This window comes from Micromonospora sp. NPDC002389 (genome assembly GCF_040296095.1).
Lineage (GTDB): Bacteria > Actinomycetota > Actinomycetes > Mycobacteriales > Micromonosporaceae > Micromonospora.
This window is the reverse complement of the sequence record NZ_JBEOWP010000027.1, coordinates 1-17,683: the sequence shown is the minus strand read 5'-3', so window position 1 is coordinate 17,683 and position 17,683 is coordinate 1. Positions and strand designations below refer to the sequence as shown.

Genomic DNA, 17,683 nt, shown 5'->3' with positions numbered 1-17,683 from the left:
GCGGTCGTGCAGACCGCCGAGCCGATCAGCGAAGTGATCACGCGATCCACGGGATTCCACGGTAACACCTCGCCTGAGGCGCTCCCGGGCCGCACCCGAGGTACGGCCCCCGGGTCACCCGGTCGCGACCTCGGTCGACGACCGTACCGCCCGGCCACGCCCGCGTTCACCCTCGGTACCGGCCCCGGCAGCGTCCTCGGCGGGAGCACGCGTGGCGCCCGCATCGCCCGAGGTGGCCGCGTCGCCCGTGCGGTCGTCGGACCGGATGACGTCGGACGGCCGGTCGGTGGCCGGCCGGGTGCGGTCCGCCGAGTGGTCCAGCACCCGCAGCGCGGACAGTGCCGCCATGGGCACCACCACGGCCGCCGCGGCCCCGGCCACGTCCAGCGCCGCCGCGCTCAGCACCCCGCCGATGCCGACCGCCACGCCGGTGCCCGCCATCGCCGCCCGGATCGCCGGATAGATGCCGAACAGCCGCATCAGCCCGCCCCACGGCTGGAGCAGCGCGAACCAGACCAGCAACGCGCCGGCCAGTGCCAGCACGGTCAGCGGGCTGTTCAGCAGGGTGTCGATGTTCGAGGCGCTGGACCGCTGCACGGTCAGCCCGCCGGTGCCGTCGCCGAGCGCCGCGAGGAACCGGCCCAGGCTGCCGCGATCGGCCGGTGGACGGCCCAGGTCCACCACCGCGAACCCGACCATCACCGCCAGCCCGGCCATCGTCGCCCAGGCCAACCGGGTCAGCGTCAGCCAGCCGCCCGCGCTGATCGCCGCCGCGACGCTCACCCCGGCGGTCAACGCGATCGCACCGATCGAGTCGGCACCCAGGTACGCGCTGCCGACCACCACCACGGCGGCACCGCCCACCACCACCATCACCATCGGGCGCCACGCCCGGCGGACCTGCTGGGCGAGCCAACCACCGGTCAGCAGTGCGCCGGCCACGAACACCCCGAGTCCCACGGTGCCCAGCCCGGCGTACCGGCCGCCCTCCAGCGCGGAGTACCCGATCACGCCGTTGAGCTGGAGCCGGGCCCCGGTGACCACGTCCAGGCCGACGGCCAGCGTGGTGAGCCCGGCCACCGCGCCCAGCGGCCCCAACGTGGTGCCGTACCCCGGCGTCAGCCGCACCAGCAACGTCGCCGCCGCCAGCAGCACCACGGTCAGCCCGGCGAACGAGGCCGCCGGGTACACGTTGCGCCACCACGGCACCGCCTCGGCGAGCAGGGCCGCCGGGATGGCCAGCGCCGCCGCCACCAGCAACAGCTCCACCACCGCCACCACCCGCCGGGACACCGGCTTCGGCCCGTACGGCCCGGCGTGCCGGCGGGCCCGACGCAGCAGCGGCAGCACCGCCAGGGCGAGCGCCACCTGCACGGCGGCCAGCAGCGTGAAGAACCCACCCGCCACCTGCCGCTGCGCGGCGGCCTCCCGGTCCGCGTCGGAGGGCTCGGCGATCGCCGCCGCCAGATCGGCCGGACGGCCACCGACCGACTCGGCGGGCCGACCGAGGAACGGCCGGTCCGGCATCGGTCGGCCCAGGGCCGCCAGCGCGGTCGGCGCCAGGTCGATCAGTTGCAGGTAGCCCTGCCGGCCGGTGCTGGGCGAGGTCAGCCAGCCCTCCTCCCAGCCGGGACCGTCGGCGACGGCCACGTGCAGCCGGGAGGGCCGCTCGGTGTCGGAGACCCCGGCCACGATCACCAGGGACCGCGGCGGCCGGCCGGCCAGCACCCGGGCCAACTGCGCGTCGGCCGCACGGGCCGCCGCCGACCGGGACGCCTCGTCCTCGCCCTCGACGGTGCCGAGGTCGACGATGCTGAGCACGCAGGAACCGAGCAGCTCGGCCGGATCCTCCGGCAGCGTCGGCGCGTACCGGTCGACCCGGCCGAACGGCCGCGCGGCGGCCACCGCCGCACCCGGGCCGACCGCCACCGAGCAGCGCACCGACTCCGACAGCGCGCCGGGCACCGTGCCCCACGGCAGCCGCTCCTGGTTACGCAGCACCACGCTCTCCTGCTGCGGCAGGTTCGCGCCGATGCCGTCGGGCTGGTCCACCGTCACGTCCACGGGCGGACACAGGCCGTCGGTCGGGCCCCCGCCCCAGGCGGCGAAGCCGCCCGCGCCGAGTGTCAGCCACCCGTCCACCGGGCAGGTGGGCCGGTACACCGACCGCACCGACAACGAACCGATCGAGCCGTCCTGCGCCATCCGCCACAGCGTCGGCGTGCGCTGCGCGTCCACGTCCTCCCACCGCAGCCCGGCCACCCCGACCAGCACCACGTAGTCGGCGCTCTGCCGGGGCGGCGGGCTCTCCGGACGGGCCGCCAGCACGGTGACGCCGAGCGCCACCACGACCAGGGTCAGCAGAATCGGTGCGATTCGGCGCAGCATCACCGGCGTCCCGTCGACGGCGTGTCGGCGTCGGGCGTCGCCGGCCCGGCCCGGCCCGGCCTCAACTCGGCGTAGAGCGCGACCAACTGGGCCACGGTCTGCGCCTCGGTGGGCCACGTCTCGGCCCGCACGGCACCCTGGCGGCCCAGCTCGGCCCGGCGCGGTGCATCGTCGAGCAGGTCACCGACCGCCGCGTCGACCGCATCGACGTCGCCCGGCGGCACCAGCACCGCAGCGTCCCCGACCAGATCCGGCAGGCCACCCACCGCGGTCGCCACCAGCGGTACGCCGGCCCGCAGCGCCTCCTGCGCGAACAGTTGGCGGGCCTCCCAGTCGCTGGTCACCACCGCCAGATCCGCCCCGGCCAGCAGGTCGCCCACGTCGGTGCGGTGCCCGAGCAACGTCACCGGCGCCCGCGCGGCACTGATCCGGGCGGCCAAGGGCAGGTACGCCGGACCACTCCCGGCGATCACCACGACCGGCGGCGGAACCCGCTCCCGCCACCGGGCGGCGGCGTCCACCAGCACGTCGTACCGCTTCTGCGGGTGCAGCCGACCGACCGAGAGGATCAACGGCTGGTCGGCGGACACCCCGAACTCGGCGCGGACGGCGGCCCGGCCCCGGCGCGGCGCGGGCAACTCGGGAGCGGCCACCGGGGCGAGCCGGGCATCCCCGGCGCCGAGCCCGACGGCCCGGGCCACCAGGTCGGCGGAGGCCCCGAGCGTCACCCGGGCCCCCCGGGCCACCATCTTCTCGGCCCACCGGGACAGACTGCCCCGCAGCCCACCGGCGAGCACCGCGTTGTGCCAGGTGACCACCAGCGGGGCGGCCGGGCGGGCGATCACCGCGACCAACCCGGCGCGCAGCCCGTGCGCGTGCACCACGGCGACCTGCTCGCCGGCCAGCGCCCGACGTAACGCGGTGATCGCGCGGACGTCACCCGGCGTCGGGCTGGCCGGGATCTCCACCGGCGCGAAGCGGGCCCCGGCCCCGACGAAGTCGAACTGGTCCTGGGTCGCCGCTGGCCCGCAGACCAACACCGACTCACCGGCCGCCGTCAGCCCACGGGCCACGGCCCGGACATGCTGCCCGACCCCACCGGTGCTGGAGGCGAGCACCAGCACCACCGTGCCCCACCGGGCATCCGCACCCCTCGCGCTCACCGGTTACGCCCTCCGTTCGCGACTGCGGGGCTCGCAAGCTCACTCCTCGCGCTCACCGGTTACGCCCTCCGTTCGCGCTTGCCTTTCCGTCCGCTCGCCCGCCGCTGCTCCGGGTCCGGCGGAGGCGTCGACGCAATCCGGTCAGCAGTGGCCGCAGGTCCCGTCGGTCGACCAACCAGACCACGCCGAGGAAGACGACGACGACCAGGACTCCGGACAGCATGCCCTGCACGAGTGCCACCGACCGCGTCGGGGTCCCGCCCAGCCAGCCGAGCAGCACCAGCGCCGCGAGGGCCGCCGTCGCACCCGCCAACACCCCGGCGGCACCGGCCCGGACGGCACCGGCCAGCGCCGCCGCACCGGCCGCGCGCCGTACGGCCACCAGCAGCAGCCCGCCCAGCAGCAACATGCCGGCCGAGTTGGCCAGGGCGACGGCGAGCACCCGGTCGGCCGTCGGGAGCAGTGCCGCCAACGGCAGCGTACCGAGCGTGACCGCCAGCCAACCGGCACTGATCGCGACGGTGGCCTCCCGGGTCGCGCCGCGCGCGTACAGGGCCCGGGACAGGACCGCGAACAGCCCGTACCCGAGCAGTCCCGGCGCGAACCCGGCCACCGCCGTGGCGGTGGCGGAGGCGTCCAACGGGAAGAACCGGCCGATCGGACCGGCCACCCCGACCAGCGCCGCCGCGCCGAGGCAACTGGAGAGCAGCACCGCGCGCACCGTCCCGGACAGGGTGTCGCGATAGCCGTCCTCGTCGCCGCCGGCCGCCGTCTCGGCCAACGTCGGGTACGCGGCCGTGGCCAGCGGCACCGCCAACACCGCCCAGGGCAGCAGGTAGAACGTCTGCGCCAGGTTGAACACCTGCGGGGCCTCGGTCCGGCCGCCGGAGATCTGATAGAGGATCACCAGCGTGGCCACCTGCTGGGCGGTGACGGTGACCACGCCGGCGGTGACCAGACCACCCACCCGCGCCCGCGCGTCGGCCGGGAAGCCGTACCCGGGACGCAGCCGCAGGCGCAGCCGCCGCAACGGGATCAGCAGCGACAGCGACAGCACCACCACACCGAGCGTGGTGCCGCCGGACAGGATCAGCTCGGCGCCCCGACCCGCCTGCGCCACGCTCGCCCCGGTACCGGCCACCGCGGCGAAGACGAGGTACGCCACGATCACCGTCAGGCTGGACAGCAGCGGCGCGATCACCGGCCAGGCGAAGCGGCGGTGTGCCTGGAGCACGCCGGTCAGCACGATGCCGATGCCGTACAGCGGCACCTGCGGCGCGAAGACCCGCAGCATCCGGGCCCCGGCCGCCAACTCCTCCGGGCTGCGGCTGTGGAACACCGACACGATCTGGTCGGCGCCCAGGGCCACCAGCACCGCCAGCGGCACCAGCAGCGTCACCGTCCAGGTCAGCAGCGCGCCGGTGGTCGCCGCCACGGCCCGCCGGTCACCCGCCGCGACCGCACCGGCCAGCAGCGGTACGACCAGGCTGGCCAGCGCCCCACCGGCCACGATCTCGAAGATGATGTTGGGGACGGTGTTCGCGATCACGTACATCGCGCCCAGGTCGCTGTCCTGCACCACCCAGGTGAAGACGGCGGTACGGCCGAACCCGGCCAGCCGACTGACCACGGTGAGTACGGCGATCAGCGCGGCTGCCCCGGCCACCCGGCCGGCGCCGGCGAGGGGTGCCGGTCTGCTCACGTCAGTCGTCGCGACGGCCCAGCGCGTCGAGTTCACGCAGGCCCGGGGTACGCGCGATGACGGCGGTGAAGCTGACCTTCTCGCTGGCCGCCGTCAGTCCGGCCAGCACCGCCAGGATCCCGGCCCGGCCGACCGGGCCGGTGCGGGCGGCCAGCGCCACACCGAGCACGGCACCGAGGGCGTTGGCGCCACTGTCGCCGACCATCACGTCCTCGTCGAGGTCGGCGGGGAGCAGCCCGGCGGCGGCACCCACCGCACCGGCGGCGATCCCACCGGTCGCGCCACCGACCAGCGGCGTGCCGAGCAGCAGGCCCGACTTCAACGCCCGCCCGGGGCGCAGGTCGAGCAGGTTGAGCAGGTTGGCGGTGCCGGCCACCACACCGGCGCCGAGCAGCACGTCCACGGTCCGGCCCAGCCCGCCCTGGCGACGTCGGCCACGGTGCCCGGCCACCCGGGGGTCGGCGGCGAGCAGCGCGGCGGCGCCCAGACCGGCCGCACCCACCCCGACGACCTTGACCAGGCCGGCGCTGACCCGCCCCTGCCGCAGGGCGGCGAGGTGTCCCGCGAAGCCCTTGTCCGCCTTCTGCTCGGGCCGGGCACCGACCACGTCGTCGTAGAGCCCGACGGCACCGGCCCCGAGCCCGGCCACCAGCGCCGCCGCGCCCGCCGGCACGCTGGGCGCACCGCAGGCCGCCGCGCCGGAGGCACCCGCCGCGAGGGCCGGCCCGGCCGCCAGCGTCACCGTACGGCCGCGGAAGTTTGTCCGCGCCAGGGTCGGCCCGGCCGGGGAGGTACGGATCTCACGCAGCGCGTACCGGGCGGCAGCCACACCGACCCCCGCCGCCAACAGTCGACCGAGCATGCCCACGCCCCAGCTCACCTCGCTCGTTCACGCCGTCTGCTCCGCCGGTCGGCGGGCGGACATCGTCGAATCGGACACCCGGGGTGTCCCGTCGACTCACTGGGGCAGTTTAGGCAGCAGCCCGTCGACGTTGTCGCCCACGCCGTACTGGCCGGCCTTGCGCTCGTTGAGCTGCTGCACGACGGCCAGCGAGGTGACCAGCTGTCCCTGGACGGTGTTGGCGTTGTCGACGGTGGAGATGGTCTGCGCCAGCACCGCGTCGCCCCGGACGAAGGAGACCAGGTTGCCGCCGGTGAAGCCGTTACCGGCGACCACGATGCCGCCGGCGCGGTCGAACTGCTCGGCGATCTTCACCACCGACTCGTCCTTCTTGGCGGAGTCCTTGTCCACGTACGGCTGGCCGCTGACCACCACGACCGCCTCGGCGGAGTTGGTGATCCGGTCGGCGGCGGTCAGGTAGTTCGCGTTGCCGTACGCGGTCACCACCGCCCGCCGGTCGGCCTCGGTGACCGGCTCGGCGCCGGTCGGCTGGTCCAGCAGCACGGTGGCCAGCAGGGCGCTGGAGGTCTCCACACCGTGCCCGTTGCCGGGCAGTCCACCGGTCGGCGCGCTGGTGGGCCGGGCCGCGGTGACCGCCAGCTCCAGCAGGTTGTTGTTGTTCTCCGGGTTGATGAACTTGTCCTGCAGGTCGATCCGCCCGATGACGTCGGCGTTCGCCAGCTCCAGCATGTTCACCACGCCCTCGGTGTGGTCCCGGCCGGTGGGCAGGCTGAGCACCAGCACCCGCTTGCCGGTCAGCTTGCCCGGCAGCATCACCTGGGCCATCTCGGCCGCGAACTCCTCCTCCAGCTCCAGCTCCCGCTGCATGTTCTGGACCGTCTGGCGCATCTGCTGGTTGTCCTTGCGCAGCGAGTTGACGGTCTCCTTGAGCGAATCCGCGACCGGGCCGTTGAGGGCGGCTGTGCCGACGACCAGGCCGATCGCCAACGCGAGGAAGACCGCGGTCAGGGACACCACGTGGTACCGGAAGTTGATCACGCTTGCAGCCTCTTGATCGATCGGGAGCTAGAAGAGCTGGCCGAGCTGGAACACAAAATTGTCCCACCACTCGGAGACCACGCCCAAATACGCCTTGCCGACGGTGGACACCGCCACCGCCGAGGCCATCGCCGCCACCGCCGACAGCACCAGCAGCAACAGCGAGGAACCCGAGATGCTCTGCCGGTAGAGCCGGCTCACACCCTTGGCGTCGACCAGCTTGCCACCGACCTTGAGCCGGGTGAGGAACGTCGACGCCATGCCGCCGCGCCCCTTGTCCAGGAACTCGACCAGGGTGGCGTGGGTGCCCACCGCCACGATCAGCGAGGCGCCCTTCTCGTCGGCCAGCAGCATGGCGAGGTCCTCGCTGGTGGCGGCGGCAGGGAAGGTCACCGCCGGCACCCCCAGGCCGTTGACCCGGGGCAGGCCGGGAGCCCGGCCGTCCGGGTACGCGTGCACGATCACCTCGGCGCCACAGCGCAGCACGTCGTCGGTGACCGAGTCCATGTCACCGATGATCATGTCTGGCGTGTAACCCGCCTCGACCAGCGCGTCGGCTCCGCCGTCGACGCCGATCAGCACCGGCTTGAACTCCCGGATGTACGGGCGCAGCACGTCCAGGTCGGCCTTGTAGTCGTAGCCCCGCACCACGATCAGGCAGTGCCGGCCCTGGATCTCGGTGGCGATGTCCGGTACGCCGACACCGTCGAGCAGCAGGTCACGTTCCTGCTTGAGGTAGTCCATGGTGTTGGCGGCGAACGCCTCCAACTGCACCGACAGGCCCTCCCGGGCGTCGCTCATCGCCTTGGCCACGCTCTCGGCGTCCTGCAGGCTGCCGTGCGCCAGCGGCTCGTCGCCGAGATAGACGGTGTTGCCCTCGATCCGCACGGTGTCGCCCTCGCGGATCCGTTCGAAGACGCCCTCACCGAGATCGTCCAGGAGCGGGATGCCCGCCGCGACGAGCACCTCCGGACCGAGGTTGGGATAGCGGCCGGAGACCGACGGCTTGGCGTTGAGGACCGCGCCGACGCCCACGGCGACCAGCGAGTCGGCGGCGACCCGGTCCAGATCGACATGGTCGATCACCGCGATGTCACCGGGGCGGAGCCGACCGACCAGGCGTTTCGTCCGGCGATCGAGGCGAGCGGTGCCGAGGATTCGTCCCGGTTCCGCGTTCCGGGTCCGGCGCAACGTGGGTAGACGCATCGTGACCATCCTGGCATGTGAGGCAGGCGAATCTGTCGCGACATGCCTGAGCAGGGCCGCCTACCCAGGGAAGCACAGATGGGCGAAGGCCGGTGTGCCTCCGCTCACAATGACGGTCGTCACGACCGCCGTTCTCGGGCCGCGACGGCCAACAACTCCTCCGCGTGGGCGATACCCAGATCCGAGTCCGGCAAACCCGCCAGCATCCGGGCCAGTTCCCGGGCCCGCTCGGTGTCCTCCACCACCCGCACCCCACTGGTGGTCACCGCGCCGCCGGTGTCCTTCGCCACCACCAGATGCCGATCGGCGAACGCGGCCACCTGCGGCAGGTGCGTCACCACCAGCACCTGGTGGCTGCGGGCCAGCCGGGCCAGCCGACGCCCGATCTCCACCGCCGCCTGACCGCCGACCCCCGCGTCGACCTCGTCGAAGACCAGCGTGGGCGGCCCACCCGAGCCGGCGAAGACGACCTCGATGGCGAGCATCACCCGGGACAACTCACCGCCGGACGCGCCCCGCTGCAACGGCAACGACGGCGCACCGGGGTGGGCCAGCAGCCGCAGCTCGACCTCGTCGCCGCCGTCCGGCCCGACACCGACCTCCACCCCGTTGACCGGCAACGTGGGCTCGGCCCGTCCGGCCGGTCGGGGCAGCACCGCCACCTCGACGCGGGCGTGCGGCATGGCCAGCCCGGCCAGCTCGACGGTCACCTGCTCGGCGAAGCGCACCGCCGCCTCCTGGCGGGACGCCGACAACCGGCCGGCCAACTCGGCCACCTCACCGGCCAGCCGGGACGCCTCCCGATCCAGCTCCTCGAGGACCTCGTCGGAGATGTCCAGGTCGGACAGTCGGGTCCGGGCCCGCTCGGCCCAGGCGATCACCCCGTCGACGTCGTCGGCGTACTTGCGGGTCAGCGCCCGCAGCGCGGCCCGGCGCTCATAGATACTCTGCAACCGGGCCGGGTCGGCGTCCAGCCCGGTGAGGTACGTCGACAACTCCACCGACACGTCGGCGACCAGGGTCGCCGCCTCCTCCAGGCGGGCCGCCAACTCACCCAGGGCCGGATCGGTGCCGGCCTGTGCCTCCAGCGTCCGCCGGGCGGTGCCGAGCAGCGCCGAGGCGTCCGTGGTGTCGTCGGTGGCCTCCAACCCGCCGGCCACGCACTGGTGCGCCACCTGCGCCGCGGTCCGCAGCCCCTCGGCGTGCTCCAGCCGCTGCGCCTCGGTCTTGAGCTCGTCGTCCTCACCGGCCTGCGGGTCGACCCGGGTGATCTCGTCGAGCCCCAGCCGCAGCAGATCCGCCTCCTGGTGACGTTCCCGCGCGTTACGCCGCCGGTCCGCCAGGTCGTCGACCACCCGACGCCACTGCGTGTACGCCTCGCGCGTGGCCTCCAGCAGCTTCTCGTGCTCCGGCCCGGCGAAGCGGTCCAACGCGGCCCGCTGCTCGGCCGGACGCAGCAGGCGCAACTGGTCGGACTGGCCGTGCACGGCCACCACCTGCTCGCCCACCTCGCCGAGCGTCGACACCGGCATGCTCCGCCCGCCCAGGTGCGCCCGGGAGCGACCCTCCACGGTGACCGTACGGCTCAGCAGCATCGCGCCGTCGTCGTCGGGCTCGCCACCGGCGTCGGTGATCCGGGCGTGCACCGATTCGGCGACCCGACCGGTGAGACGCAGGCGCCCCTCGACGACGGCCCGACCGGGCTGGGCACGCACCCGCCCGGCATCGGCCCGGCCCCCGAAGAGCAGGCCCAGGCCGGTGACCACCATCGTCTTGCCGGCACCGGTCTCGCCGGTGATGACGTTCATGCCACCGGCAAGCGGCAGCGTGGTGTCCTCGATGACGCCCAGTCCGGTGATGCGTAGCTCCTCCAGCACAGCACCCGACAGTAGACGCGTGGCCCGACACTTGACCAGCCGGCGCGGCGACCCGGGTCAGCGGCGATTGCCTCGCCAACCGTGCACCGGCAGGTCGAACTTGGCCACCAGGCGGTCGGTGAACGACCGGTCCCGCAGCCGTACGATCCGCACCGGCAGGGCACCGCGACGCACCGTGACCCGGGCGCCCGGCGGCAGGTCGTAGACCCGCCGCCCGTCGCAGCAGAGCACCGCCAGCGTGGTGAACGGGTCCACGGTGATCGAGAAGGTGGAGGTGGGCGCGGTCACCAACGGGCGGCTGAACAGCGCGTGCGCGCTGATCGGCACCAGCAGCAGCGCCTCCACCTCGGGCCAGACCACCGGTCCGCCGCCGGAGAAGGCGTACGCCGTCGAGCCGGTCGGCGTGGCGCAGACCACCCCGTCGCACCCGTACCGGGACAGTGGCCGACCGTCCACGTCGACCAGCAGCTCCAGCATCTGGGCCCGTTCGCCCTTCTCGACGCTGATCTCGTTGAGCGCCCACGACTCGATCGTCGGCCCACCGTCGAACTCGGCGGTGACGTCCAGGGTCAACCGTTCGTCGACGCTGTAGTTGCGACCCACCACGTCGCGTACCGCGAGGTCCAGGTCGTCGATCTCCGCCTCGGCCAGGAAACCGACCTTGCCCAGGTTGATGCCGAGCAGCGGCACCTTCGCCGGCCGGGCCAGCTCGGCGGCGCGTAGGAACGTGCCGTCCCCACCGAGTGCGAAGACGATCTCGGCGCCCTCGGCCGCCTCCGGCCCGGTCACCGGCACCGCGCCCGGCAGGTCGAGATCCTCGGCCTCCTCGGCCACCACCCGGACCTCGAAGCCGGCGGCGATCAGGTCGGCGGCGACCGTACGCGCGTGTTCCGTGCTGCGCCGGCGACCCGTGTGGGTCACCAACAGTGCGGTACGGGTCACCGGAAGTCCCGCCCACCGTGGGTCGGCCGTCGCGTCGAACCACCCGGCGGACGTACCCCCGCCGTGGCGGAGTTGCCCTCACTCACCCGGCCACCTCCTTCGTCACCTCGTCACGCGCGTCACCGGCGGCCGCCGGAGCACCGGGCCCGGCCGCCACCACGGCCCGTACCCGTTCCGGATCGGCCGGTGGCGCGTCCCGGCGTAACCATACGAAGAACTCGACGTTGCCGCTCGGCCCGGGCAGCGGGCTGGCCGCCAGCTCCGCCAACCCCAGTCCCAGCGTCGCGGCGGACGCGGCGACGTCGAGCACCGCCTCGGCGCGCAGCGCCGGGTCCCGCACCACACCACCGGCACCCACCCGCTCCCGGCCCACCTCGAACTGCGGCTTGACCATCAACGCCAGGTCGCCGTCGGCGGCCGTGCAGGCGCTCAACGCCGGCAGCACCAGCCGCAGCGAGATGAACGACAGGTCGGCCACGGTCAGGTCGACCTGCCCACCGATCGCCTCGGCGGTCAGCGTCCGGACGTTCGTCCGTTCCAGGACCCGGACCCGCTCGTCGGTCCGCAGTGACCAGGCGAGCTGGCCGTAGCCGACGTCGACCGCGACCACCTCGGCCGCGCCCGCCCGCAACAGCACGTCGGTGAAGCCTCCGGTGGACGCCCCGGCGTCCAGGCACAGCCGGCCGGTCACGGTCAGCCCACCGGGGGCGAACGCGGCGAGCGCACCGGCCAGTTTGTGTCCGCCCCGGGACACGTACTCGGAGGTGGGATCGGCGCCGGTGACCAGAAGCGGGTCGGCGGGGTCGACCATCGCGGCGGCCTTGCGGGCCACCACCCCGCGAAGCTGTACCCGACCGGCCTCCACCAGATCGGCGGCCTGCTCCCGCGAGCGGGCCAGACCACGGCGGACGAGTTCGGCGTCCAACCGGTTACGACGTGCCATGGGTGGACGGCCTCCTCAGGCCTGGTCGATGGTGGCGAGCGTTTCCCGCAACGTCTGGTACGCGGCCTCGTACTGGGCGATCTGGTCGGCCGGGGCGAGGTTCGCGGCGTTCGCCATCGCCTGCACGGCGGCGTCCACCGCTGGGTGTCCCCCGTCGTCGGCGCCGTCACCGGACCACGACTGCGGTGGCGGACCCGGACGGGGCGGTGGCGGCCCGGGCCGCGGCGACACGCTCACCGCCGTCCTCCGGCCCGCGTCGCGCGGGTCACCGCACCCGACCCGACGCCTCGCCGCCCTCCGGCCGCCTGAGACGGCCCGGGGCGACGCGAGCGAACGCCGGTCACGGCGCGGTGTCCGGGCGAGGGCGGGTGGCCTTCGCCGGTCGGGCCGGCGCGTCGCCGTCGGCGGGACGCGCCACCGAGCCCGGCGTCTTCTTCGCCACCGCCTTCTTCGCGACCTTCGCCACCGCCTTCTTCGCCACCGGCTGATCCTCCGGGAACGGCAGCGCACCGGCCTTCTTCGCCACGGCCTTCTTGGCGACCGCCTTCTTCGCCGCAGCCGGCCCGGCCGCCGCGCCGGTCGGCGGAGCCGCCGCCGCAGTCTCGGCGGCCTCGGCCGCCACGTCGGCGGGCGTGCCGCCCTCCGGGCCGCCGGAGACCGGGGAGCGTACGGCGGTGTCGGCCATCGCGCGCAGCCGGCGTTCCAGCTCGCGTACCCGCCGCTCCAACTCCTCGACCTCGTCGGCGGTGGCCAGCCCCACCGCGCCGAGCGCGCGTTCGACCTCGAACCGCACCAGCTTGGTCAGCGCCTCCCGGTTCTCCGCACCGGTCGAGCGCAACTCCTCGGCCAACGTCTGGAGCTGCGCGGCGGTCGCACCGGTCGAGCCGGCCAACCGGCGTACCGCGTCCTGCGCCTTCTTCCGGGGCGCCTCCGTCAGGCCCATGGCCAGTTCGAGGTAGGCGCGCCACGCGTCCTGCATGCCTGAGTCCTTTCACCCGCGGTTCCGGCAGGTGCCACGCTACCGGGCCGCGGGCGGCGTCCCGTGCGGTACGGTGCCCGGAGTACGACGAGGTGTGAGACGAGGAGGCGACGGTGGCCACCGTGGACGAGTGTCGGCAGGCGTTGCAGGATCTGGCCGCGCGGCTGGACCGCAACGCGGAGACCGTCCGCGAGCACGTCGACCTGGACCGCACCCTGGCCTGCCGGATCAGCGACCTGGAGACCGCCTTCCACGGTCGGCTCACCGGTGGACGGCTGATCGGGCTGACCGACGGCGACGATCCCAAGGCGAAGATCGCCATGACCACCACCAGCGACGACCTGATCGCCCTGGTACGCGGCGACCTCGACGTCACCCGCGCGGTGGCCGGCCGACGCGTCGCGATCAAGGCCAACCCGTTCGACCTGATGAAACTGCGCAAGCTGCTCTGACGATCCCGCACGCGCCGCGCCGGGATGTGGATGGTGCGCGGGTCAGCCGGTCAGGCCGAGAGCCTCCAGCGCCGTCGCCGCCGCCGGCGAACCCGCGCGCGGCACACCGTCCGGCCGACGCTCCCACGCCACGGCGCAGAGCGCCGCGAGCGCGTCCAGCGGTCGACCCCTGCCGGTCAACTCCCACACGTCCGGGCCGGTCGTGACGCGCCAGCCGCCGTGCTCCGCACCGGCCGCCGGCACCCGCACCACCGCAGTGGGCTCGAAGAGCCCGGTCAGGTCCCAGGCCACGGCCGTCGGGCGACGGTCCGGCGGTGCGGCGAGCAACTCGGGTACGTCGCTGACGCCGGTGAGCACCAGCAGGCTGTCCAGCCCCGCCCGGTTGGCGCCCTCGATGTCGGTGTCCAGCCGGTCACCGACCACCAGGGACCGGCCCTCGCCCGCCCGCCGCGCGGCGGTGGCGAACAACTCCGGCGACGGTTTGCCCACCACCTCGTCGGGCTGTCGGTTCAACGCGGTCGCCAGCGCGGCGACCAGCGAACCGTTGCCCGGCAGCGGTCCCCGTCCACTGGGCAGCGTCCGGTCGGTGTTGGTGGCGATCCACGCGGCCCCGCCGCGTACCGCCACCGCCGCCTCGGCCAGGTCGGTCCAGCCGACCTGCGGGCCGTACCCCTGGATCACCGCGACCGGCGCGTCGTCGGCACCGGAGACCGGGGTCAAGCCCACCTCGCGGATCTCCGCCCGCAGCGCCTCGGCACCCACCACCAGCACTGGGGCGCCGGCCGGCAACCGCTCCCCCAACAACTGGGCGGCGGCGGCCGCGCTGGTCAGCACCTCCTCCGGCCGGGCCGGTACGCCCATCCCGGTGAGCAGGTCGGCCACGTCGGCCGGTCGGCGCGAGGCGTTGTTCGTCGCGTACGCCACCGCCCGGCCCTCGCCGTGCAGCCGGGCGACCGCCTCGACCGCGCCGGGGATCGGCCGGTCGATCAGATAGATCACCCCGTCCAGGTCGAAGACGACCAGGGCGTACCCGTCGACCAGCCGCTCCCCGTCACCGCTCATCGCCGTTCGTTCTCCTCGGCCCGCTCGCCGTCCGTCGCAGACGACTCACCGACACCGCTCGCCGCCGGAGCCCCGGACGCCTCCACGACATCCGCCTCGACGACCTCGTCATCGCGCGACGTCGCCTCGACGGCCACGACCCGGTCGTCCCCGGCCTCGTCGTCCGCCGTCCGGTCCGTCCCGACCCGGTCCGCCGCAGCCTCGTCTCCCACCGCCTGGTCGGCGACTCGATCCGCCGGCCCCTCGGCCGAGGTCTCGTCCCCGGTCAGGGCCTCGGCGGCATCAGAGGCGTCCCCGGCGCCGACGCCACCGGTGATCTCGGCACCGTCGTCGTCCGCGTCCTCGTCCTCGATCGCGTAGTCCTCGGCACGATCGCCGCTGACCTCGCCCTCGGCCGCGTCGACCTCTTCGGGGCACTCGTCCTCGGTCAGCTCGCTGTCCGGCCGGGCCGGTACCGCACCCGGAGCACCGGGACCGGCGACCAGTTCCTCGGTGGCCTCGTCCTCGTCGTCGCCCTCGATGACCACGCCGTCGAGTTCGAGCAGCCGCTCCGCCGCGTCGGTCTCCGCCTCGGCGTCGACCTCGGCCGCACGGGAGAACCACTCCCGGGCCTCGGCCCGACGGTCCACCGCCAACAGCGCGTCCGCGTACGCGTACCGCAGCCGGGCCGTCCACGGCTGGGCCGTGTCGGTGGTGAGTTCGGGCACCTGGAGCATGGCCACTGCCGCGTCCCGCTGCCCGAGGTCGCCTCGCGCACCGGCGGCCACGATCAGCAGCTCGATGGCGACGGCCGCCTCCAGCTTCTCCTGCTCGGCACCACGGAACAGGTCGATGGCCCGTTCGGGCCGGCCCAGCGCCCGCTCACAGTCCGCGAGGACCGCGATGTGGCTCTGCACCCCACTCATCCGGTGGTAGGTCCGCAGTTCCGCAATCGCCGTCTGCCATTCGCCCGAGTGGTACGCGGCCAGGCCGACCGCCTCGCGAACAGCCGCGATCCGGGACGCCAGCCGACGGGCGGCCATCGCGTGGGCCAGCGCCTCGGCGGGGTCCTCGTCGATCAGTTGCCCGGTCGCCACGAGGTGCCGGGCCACGGTGTCCGCGACCCCCTTCGACAGCGACAGCAGCTCGGCGCGTACGTCCTTGTCCAGGTCGGTCGCGACGATCTCGTCCGGCAGCACCGGCGCCGGCGTACGCCCCTCGGACTGGTCGGACCCGTCACGCCGATCCCGGTCGTCACGGAAGCCACGGTCCCGGCGCTCGTCACCACGCTCGTCCGCCCCACGGCGGAACCCGCCGTCGCGGCGCTCGCCGTCCCGGAAGCCCGAGCCGCCTTCACGGCGGTCGTTGCCCCGGAAACCACCTTCGCGACGGTCGCCGGAGCGGAAACCACCCTCACGACGCTCGCCCTGGAAGCCACCTTCGCGACGGTCGCCGCCCCGGAAGCCGCCCTCGCGACGCTCACCGCCACGGAAACCACCTTCCGAACGGTCACCGCCACGGAAACCGCCCTCACGACGGTCACCGTCCCGGCGGTCCGGCCGGAAGCCGCCCTCACGGCGATCGTTGCCACGGAAACCGCCCTCACGGCGGTCACCGTCGCGTGCGCTGCCCTCCCGGCGTGCACCGCCGCCGAAGCCGCCCTCGGTACGCCGATAGCCACCGCCGTCGCCCTGACGGCGGTCGTCGCCACCCCGGCGAGAGCCCTCGTCCCGTCGATCCGCCCGGTACCCGCCCTCACGACGGTCACCGGAGCCGTAGTCACGTGCCGGACCGCGCGAGGTGCCGTCCCTGAAGCCACCCTCACGACGGTCGTTGCCACGGAAACCGCCCTCACGACGGTCACCGTCGCGACGGTCGCTGCGGAAACCACCCCGGTCCTCGGAACCGCGGCTGAAACCGCCCTCGCGACGCTCACCGTCGCGGCGCTCGCCCCGGAATCCGCTGTCACGGCGGTCACCACGGAACCCGCCCTCACGACGGTCGCCGTCCCGGCGGTCGCTGCGGAAACCACCCTCACGACGGTCACCACCATCGCGACGCTCCGGCCGGAAGCCGCCCTCACGACGGTCACCGCTCCGGAAACCGCCCTCGCGACGCTCACCGTCACGGAAGCCGCCCTCACGACCGCCGCCACCGTCGCGACGCTCCGGCCGGAAGCCACCCTCACGACGGTCGTTGCCACGGAACCCGCCTTCACGACGGTCACCACCGCGGAATCCGCCTTCACGACGATCACCGCCACCGTCCCGGCGGTCGCTGCGGAAGCCGCTGTCCCGGCTGTCGCCGTCCCGGCGGTCGCTACGGAAGCCACCCTCACGACGGTCGCCACCGTCACGACGGTCCGGCCGGAAGCCGCCTTCCCGGCGATCGCCGCCACGGAAGCCGCCCTCACGACGGTCCCCCCGGTAGCCGCCGGAGCCACGGTCACTGTCGCGGAAGCCACCGGTAGGCCGGTCACCTCGGGCGCCCGTGCCGCGCTGGTCGTTGTCGCGGCGGTAGCCCGGCCGGTCGTCGCCCTGGCGACGCTCGCCGAACCCGCCCTCACGCCGCTCGCCACGGAAGCCGCCGGAGCCGCGTTCGCCACGGAAGCCGTCCCGGTCGCCGCCGGAGCCACGTCGGTCGCCACCACCGAAACCGCCGCCGGTACCCCGGTCGCCGCCTCGGTAGCCGCCCTCACGACGGTCGCCGTCCCGACGGAAGCCACCGGACCGGGAACGGTCAGCACCGTAACCGCCGGCGCCACGTCCACCGTCGCGGGAGTCACGCTCCCGACCGCGCTCGTCGCGGTACGACGGACGGTCGCCACGGCGGTTGTCGCCGTCACGGTCGCCGGGCCGGCCCTCGTAGCCCCGGGGACGGTCTCCGCCCTGAGGTCCAGAACTCACTGGTACATCCTTCCTGAATACGTCGTTCCACGACGCAACGCAGTCGAGGGCCGTCCCGATTCCGGGAGGCCCTCGACTGTAACGTGTGCCCGGCGGTGTCCTACTCTCCCACACCCTCCCGGGTGCAGTACCATCGGCGCTGGAGGGCTTAGCTTCCGGGTTCGGAATGTTGCCGGGCGTTTCC

Annotated in this window: 14 protein-coding genes, 1 rRNA gene and 1 pseudogene; 1 reads left to right on the top strand and 15 read right to left on the bottom strand. The window is 74.2% G+C overall.

What is annotated here, in order from left to right:
* Positions 1–114: 114 nt before the first annotated feature.
* The 11 genes from ABT008_RS29355 to ABT008_RS29305 all read right to left on the bottom strand — a co-directional run bounded on the left by ABT008_RS29355 (position 115) and on the right by ABT008_RS29305 (position 13,100).
* Positions 115–2,388, bottom strand: coding sequence for a hypothetical protein (locus tag ABT008_RS29355; protein ID WP_350700394.1), 2,274 nt, complete (start codon positions 2,386–2,388; stop codon positions 115–117).
* Positions 2,388–3,551, bottom strand: a complete 1,164-nt coding sequence (locus ABT008_RS29350) for a glycosyltransferase family 4 protein (RefSeq protein ID WP_350700392.1) — start codon at positions 3,549–3,551, stop codon at positions 2,388–2,390. The genes ABT008_RS29355 and ABT008_RS29350 overlap by 1 nt, the downstream gene beginning before the upstream one ends.
* A gap of 52 nt (positions 3,552–3,603) precedes the next feature.
* On the bottom strand, positions 3,604–5,253 hold the full coding sequence (gene murJ, locus ABT008_RS29345; RefSeq protein WP_350700390.1) for a murein biosynthesis integral membrane protein MurJ: 1,650 nt from the start codon (positions 5,251–5,253) through the stop codon (positions 3,604–3,606).
* Between the two features lies 1 nt (position 5,254).
* A complete protein-coding gene (locus ABT008_RS29340) occupies positions 5,255–6,115 on the bottom strand; it encodes a hypothetical protein (protein WP_502890520.1) in 861 nt (286 codons plus the stop codon).
* Positions 6,116–6,211: 96 nt separating this feature from the next.
* Positions 6,212–7,153 (bottom strand): copper transporter, encoded by a 942-nt coding sequence (locus ABT008_RS29335; protein ID WP_350700388.1) that lies wholly within the window; start codon positions 7,151–7,153, stop codon positions 6,212–6,214.
* 27 nt (positions 7,154–7,180) lie between these two features.
* A complete protein-coding gene (gene steA / locus ABT008_RS29330; RefSeq protein ID WP_131054654.1) occupies positions 7,181–8,359 on the bottom strand; it encodes a putative cytokinetic ring protein SteA in 1,179 nt (392 codons plus the stop codon).
* A 119-nt stretch (positions 8,360–8,478) separates the two neighbouring features.
* A complete protein-coding gene (recN, locus tag ABT008_RS29325) occupies positions 8,479–10,236 on the bottom strand; it encodes a DNA repair protein RecN (RefSeq protein ID WP_350700386.1) in 1,758 nt (585 codons plus the stop codon).
* A 57-nt stretch (positions 10,237–10,293) separates the two neighbouring features.
* Positions 10,294–11,178, bottom strand: a complete 885-nt coding sequence (locus tag ABT008_RS29320; RefSeq protein WP_350700385.1) for an NAD kinase — start codon at positions 11,176–11,178, stop codon at positions 10,294–10,296.
* A gap of 82 nt (positions 11,179–11,260) precedes the next feature.
* Positions 11,261–12,121, bottom strand: a complete 861-nt coding sequence (locus ABT008_RS29315) for a TlyA family RNA methyltransferase (RefSeq protein WP_350700383.1) — start codon at positions 12,119–12,121, stop codon at positions 11,261–11,263.
* 15 nt (positions 12,122–12,136) lie between these two features.
* Complete coding sequence (locus ABT008_RS29310) at positions 12,137–12,358, bottom strand: hypothetical protein (protein WP_350700381.1); 222 nt, start codon at positions 12,356–12,358, stop codon at positions 12,137–12,139.
* Between the two features lie 103 nt (positions 12,359–12,461).
* Complete coding sequence (locus tag ABT008_RS29305; RefSeq protein WP_350700379.1) at positions 12,462–13,100, bottom strand: phasin family protein; 639 nt, start codon at positions 13,098–13,100, stop codon at positions 12,462–12,464.
* Positions 13,101–13,213: 113 nt separating this feature from the next.
* Between ABT008_RS29305 and ABT008_RS29300 the strand changes: the two genes are divergently transcribed.
* The gene (locus ABT008_RS29300) at positions 13,214–13,552 is read left to right on the top strand and encodes an SCP2 sterol-binding domain-containing protein (RefSeq protein WP_350700378.1); all 339 of its coding nucleotides are present in this window, start codon (positions 13,214–13,216) and stop codon (positions 13,550–13,552) included.
* Between the two features lie 42 nt (positions 13,553–13,594).
* On the opposite strand, the gene ABT008_RS29295 is transcribed toward ABT008_RS29300, so the two are convergent.
* From ABT008_RS29295 to rrf, 4 genes and pseudogenes are all read right to left on the bottom strand, one after another.
* Entirely contained in the window at positions 13,595–14,614 is a 1,020-nt protein-coding gene (locus ABT008_RS29295; RefSeq protein WP_350700376.1) for an HAD-IIA family hydrolase, read from the bottom strand.
* Positions 14,615–14,799: 185 nt separating this feature from the next.
* Positions 14,800–15,705 (bottom strand): annotated as a pseudogene (locus ABT008_RS29290) (tetratricopeptide repeat protein); the annotation flags it as partial.
* On the bottom strand, positions 15,672–17,378 hold the full coding sequence (locus ABT008_RS29285; RefSeq protein WP_350700374.1) for a hypothetical protein: 1,707 nt from the start codon (positions 17,376–17,378) through the stop codon (positions 15,672–15,674). The pseudogene ABT008_RS29290 and the gene ABT008_RS29285, both read right to left, overlap by 34 nt.
* Before the next feature lie 208 nt (positions 17,379–17,586).
* A 5S ribosomal RNA gene (gene rrf, locus ABT008_RS29280) occupies positions 17,587–17,683 on the bottom strand; the annotation flags it as partial.

Excerpts from the sequence above, each read along its gene's own strand:
- ABT008_RS29315 (WP_350700383.1), bottom strand. The coding sequence starts at position 12,121 with ATGGCACGTCGTAACCGGTTGGACGCCGAACTCGTCCGCCGTGGTCTG.
- ABT008_RS29355 (WP_350700394.1), bottom strand. The coding sequence starts at position 2,388 with ATGCTGCGCCGAATCGCACCGATTCTGCTGACCCTGGTCGTGGTGGCG.
- steA (WP_131054654.1), bottom strand. The coding sequence starts at position 8,359 with ATGCGTCTACCCACGTTGCGCCGGACCCGGAACGCGGAACCGGGACGA.
- ABT008_RS29295 (WP_350700376.1), bottom strand. The coding sequence starts at position 14,614 with ATGAGCGGTGACGGGGAGCGGCTGGTCGACGGGTACGCCCTGGTCGTC.
- ABT008_RS29305 (WP_350700379.1), bottom strand. The coding sequence starts at position 13,100 with ATGCAGGACGCGTGGCGCGCCTACCTCGAACTGGCCATGGGCCTGACG.
- ABT008_RS29340 (WP_502890520.1), bottom strand. The coding sequence starts at position 6,115 with ATGCTCGGTCGACTGTTGGCGGCGGGGGTCGGTGTGGCTGCCGCCCGG.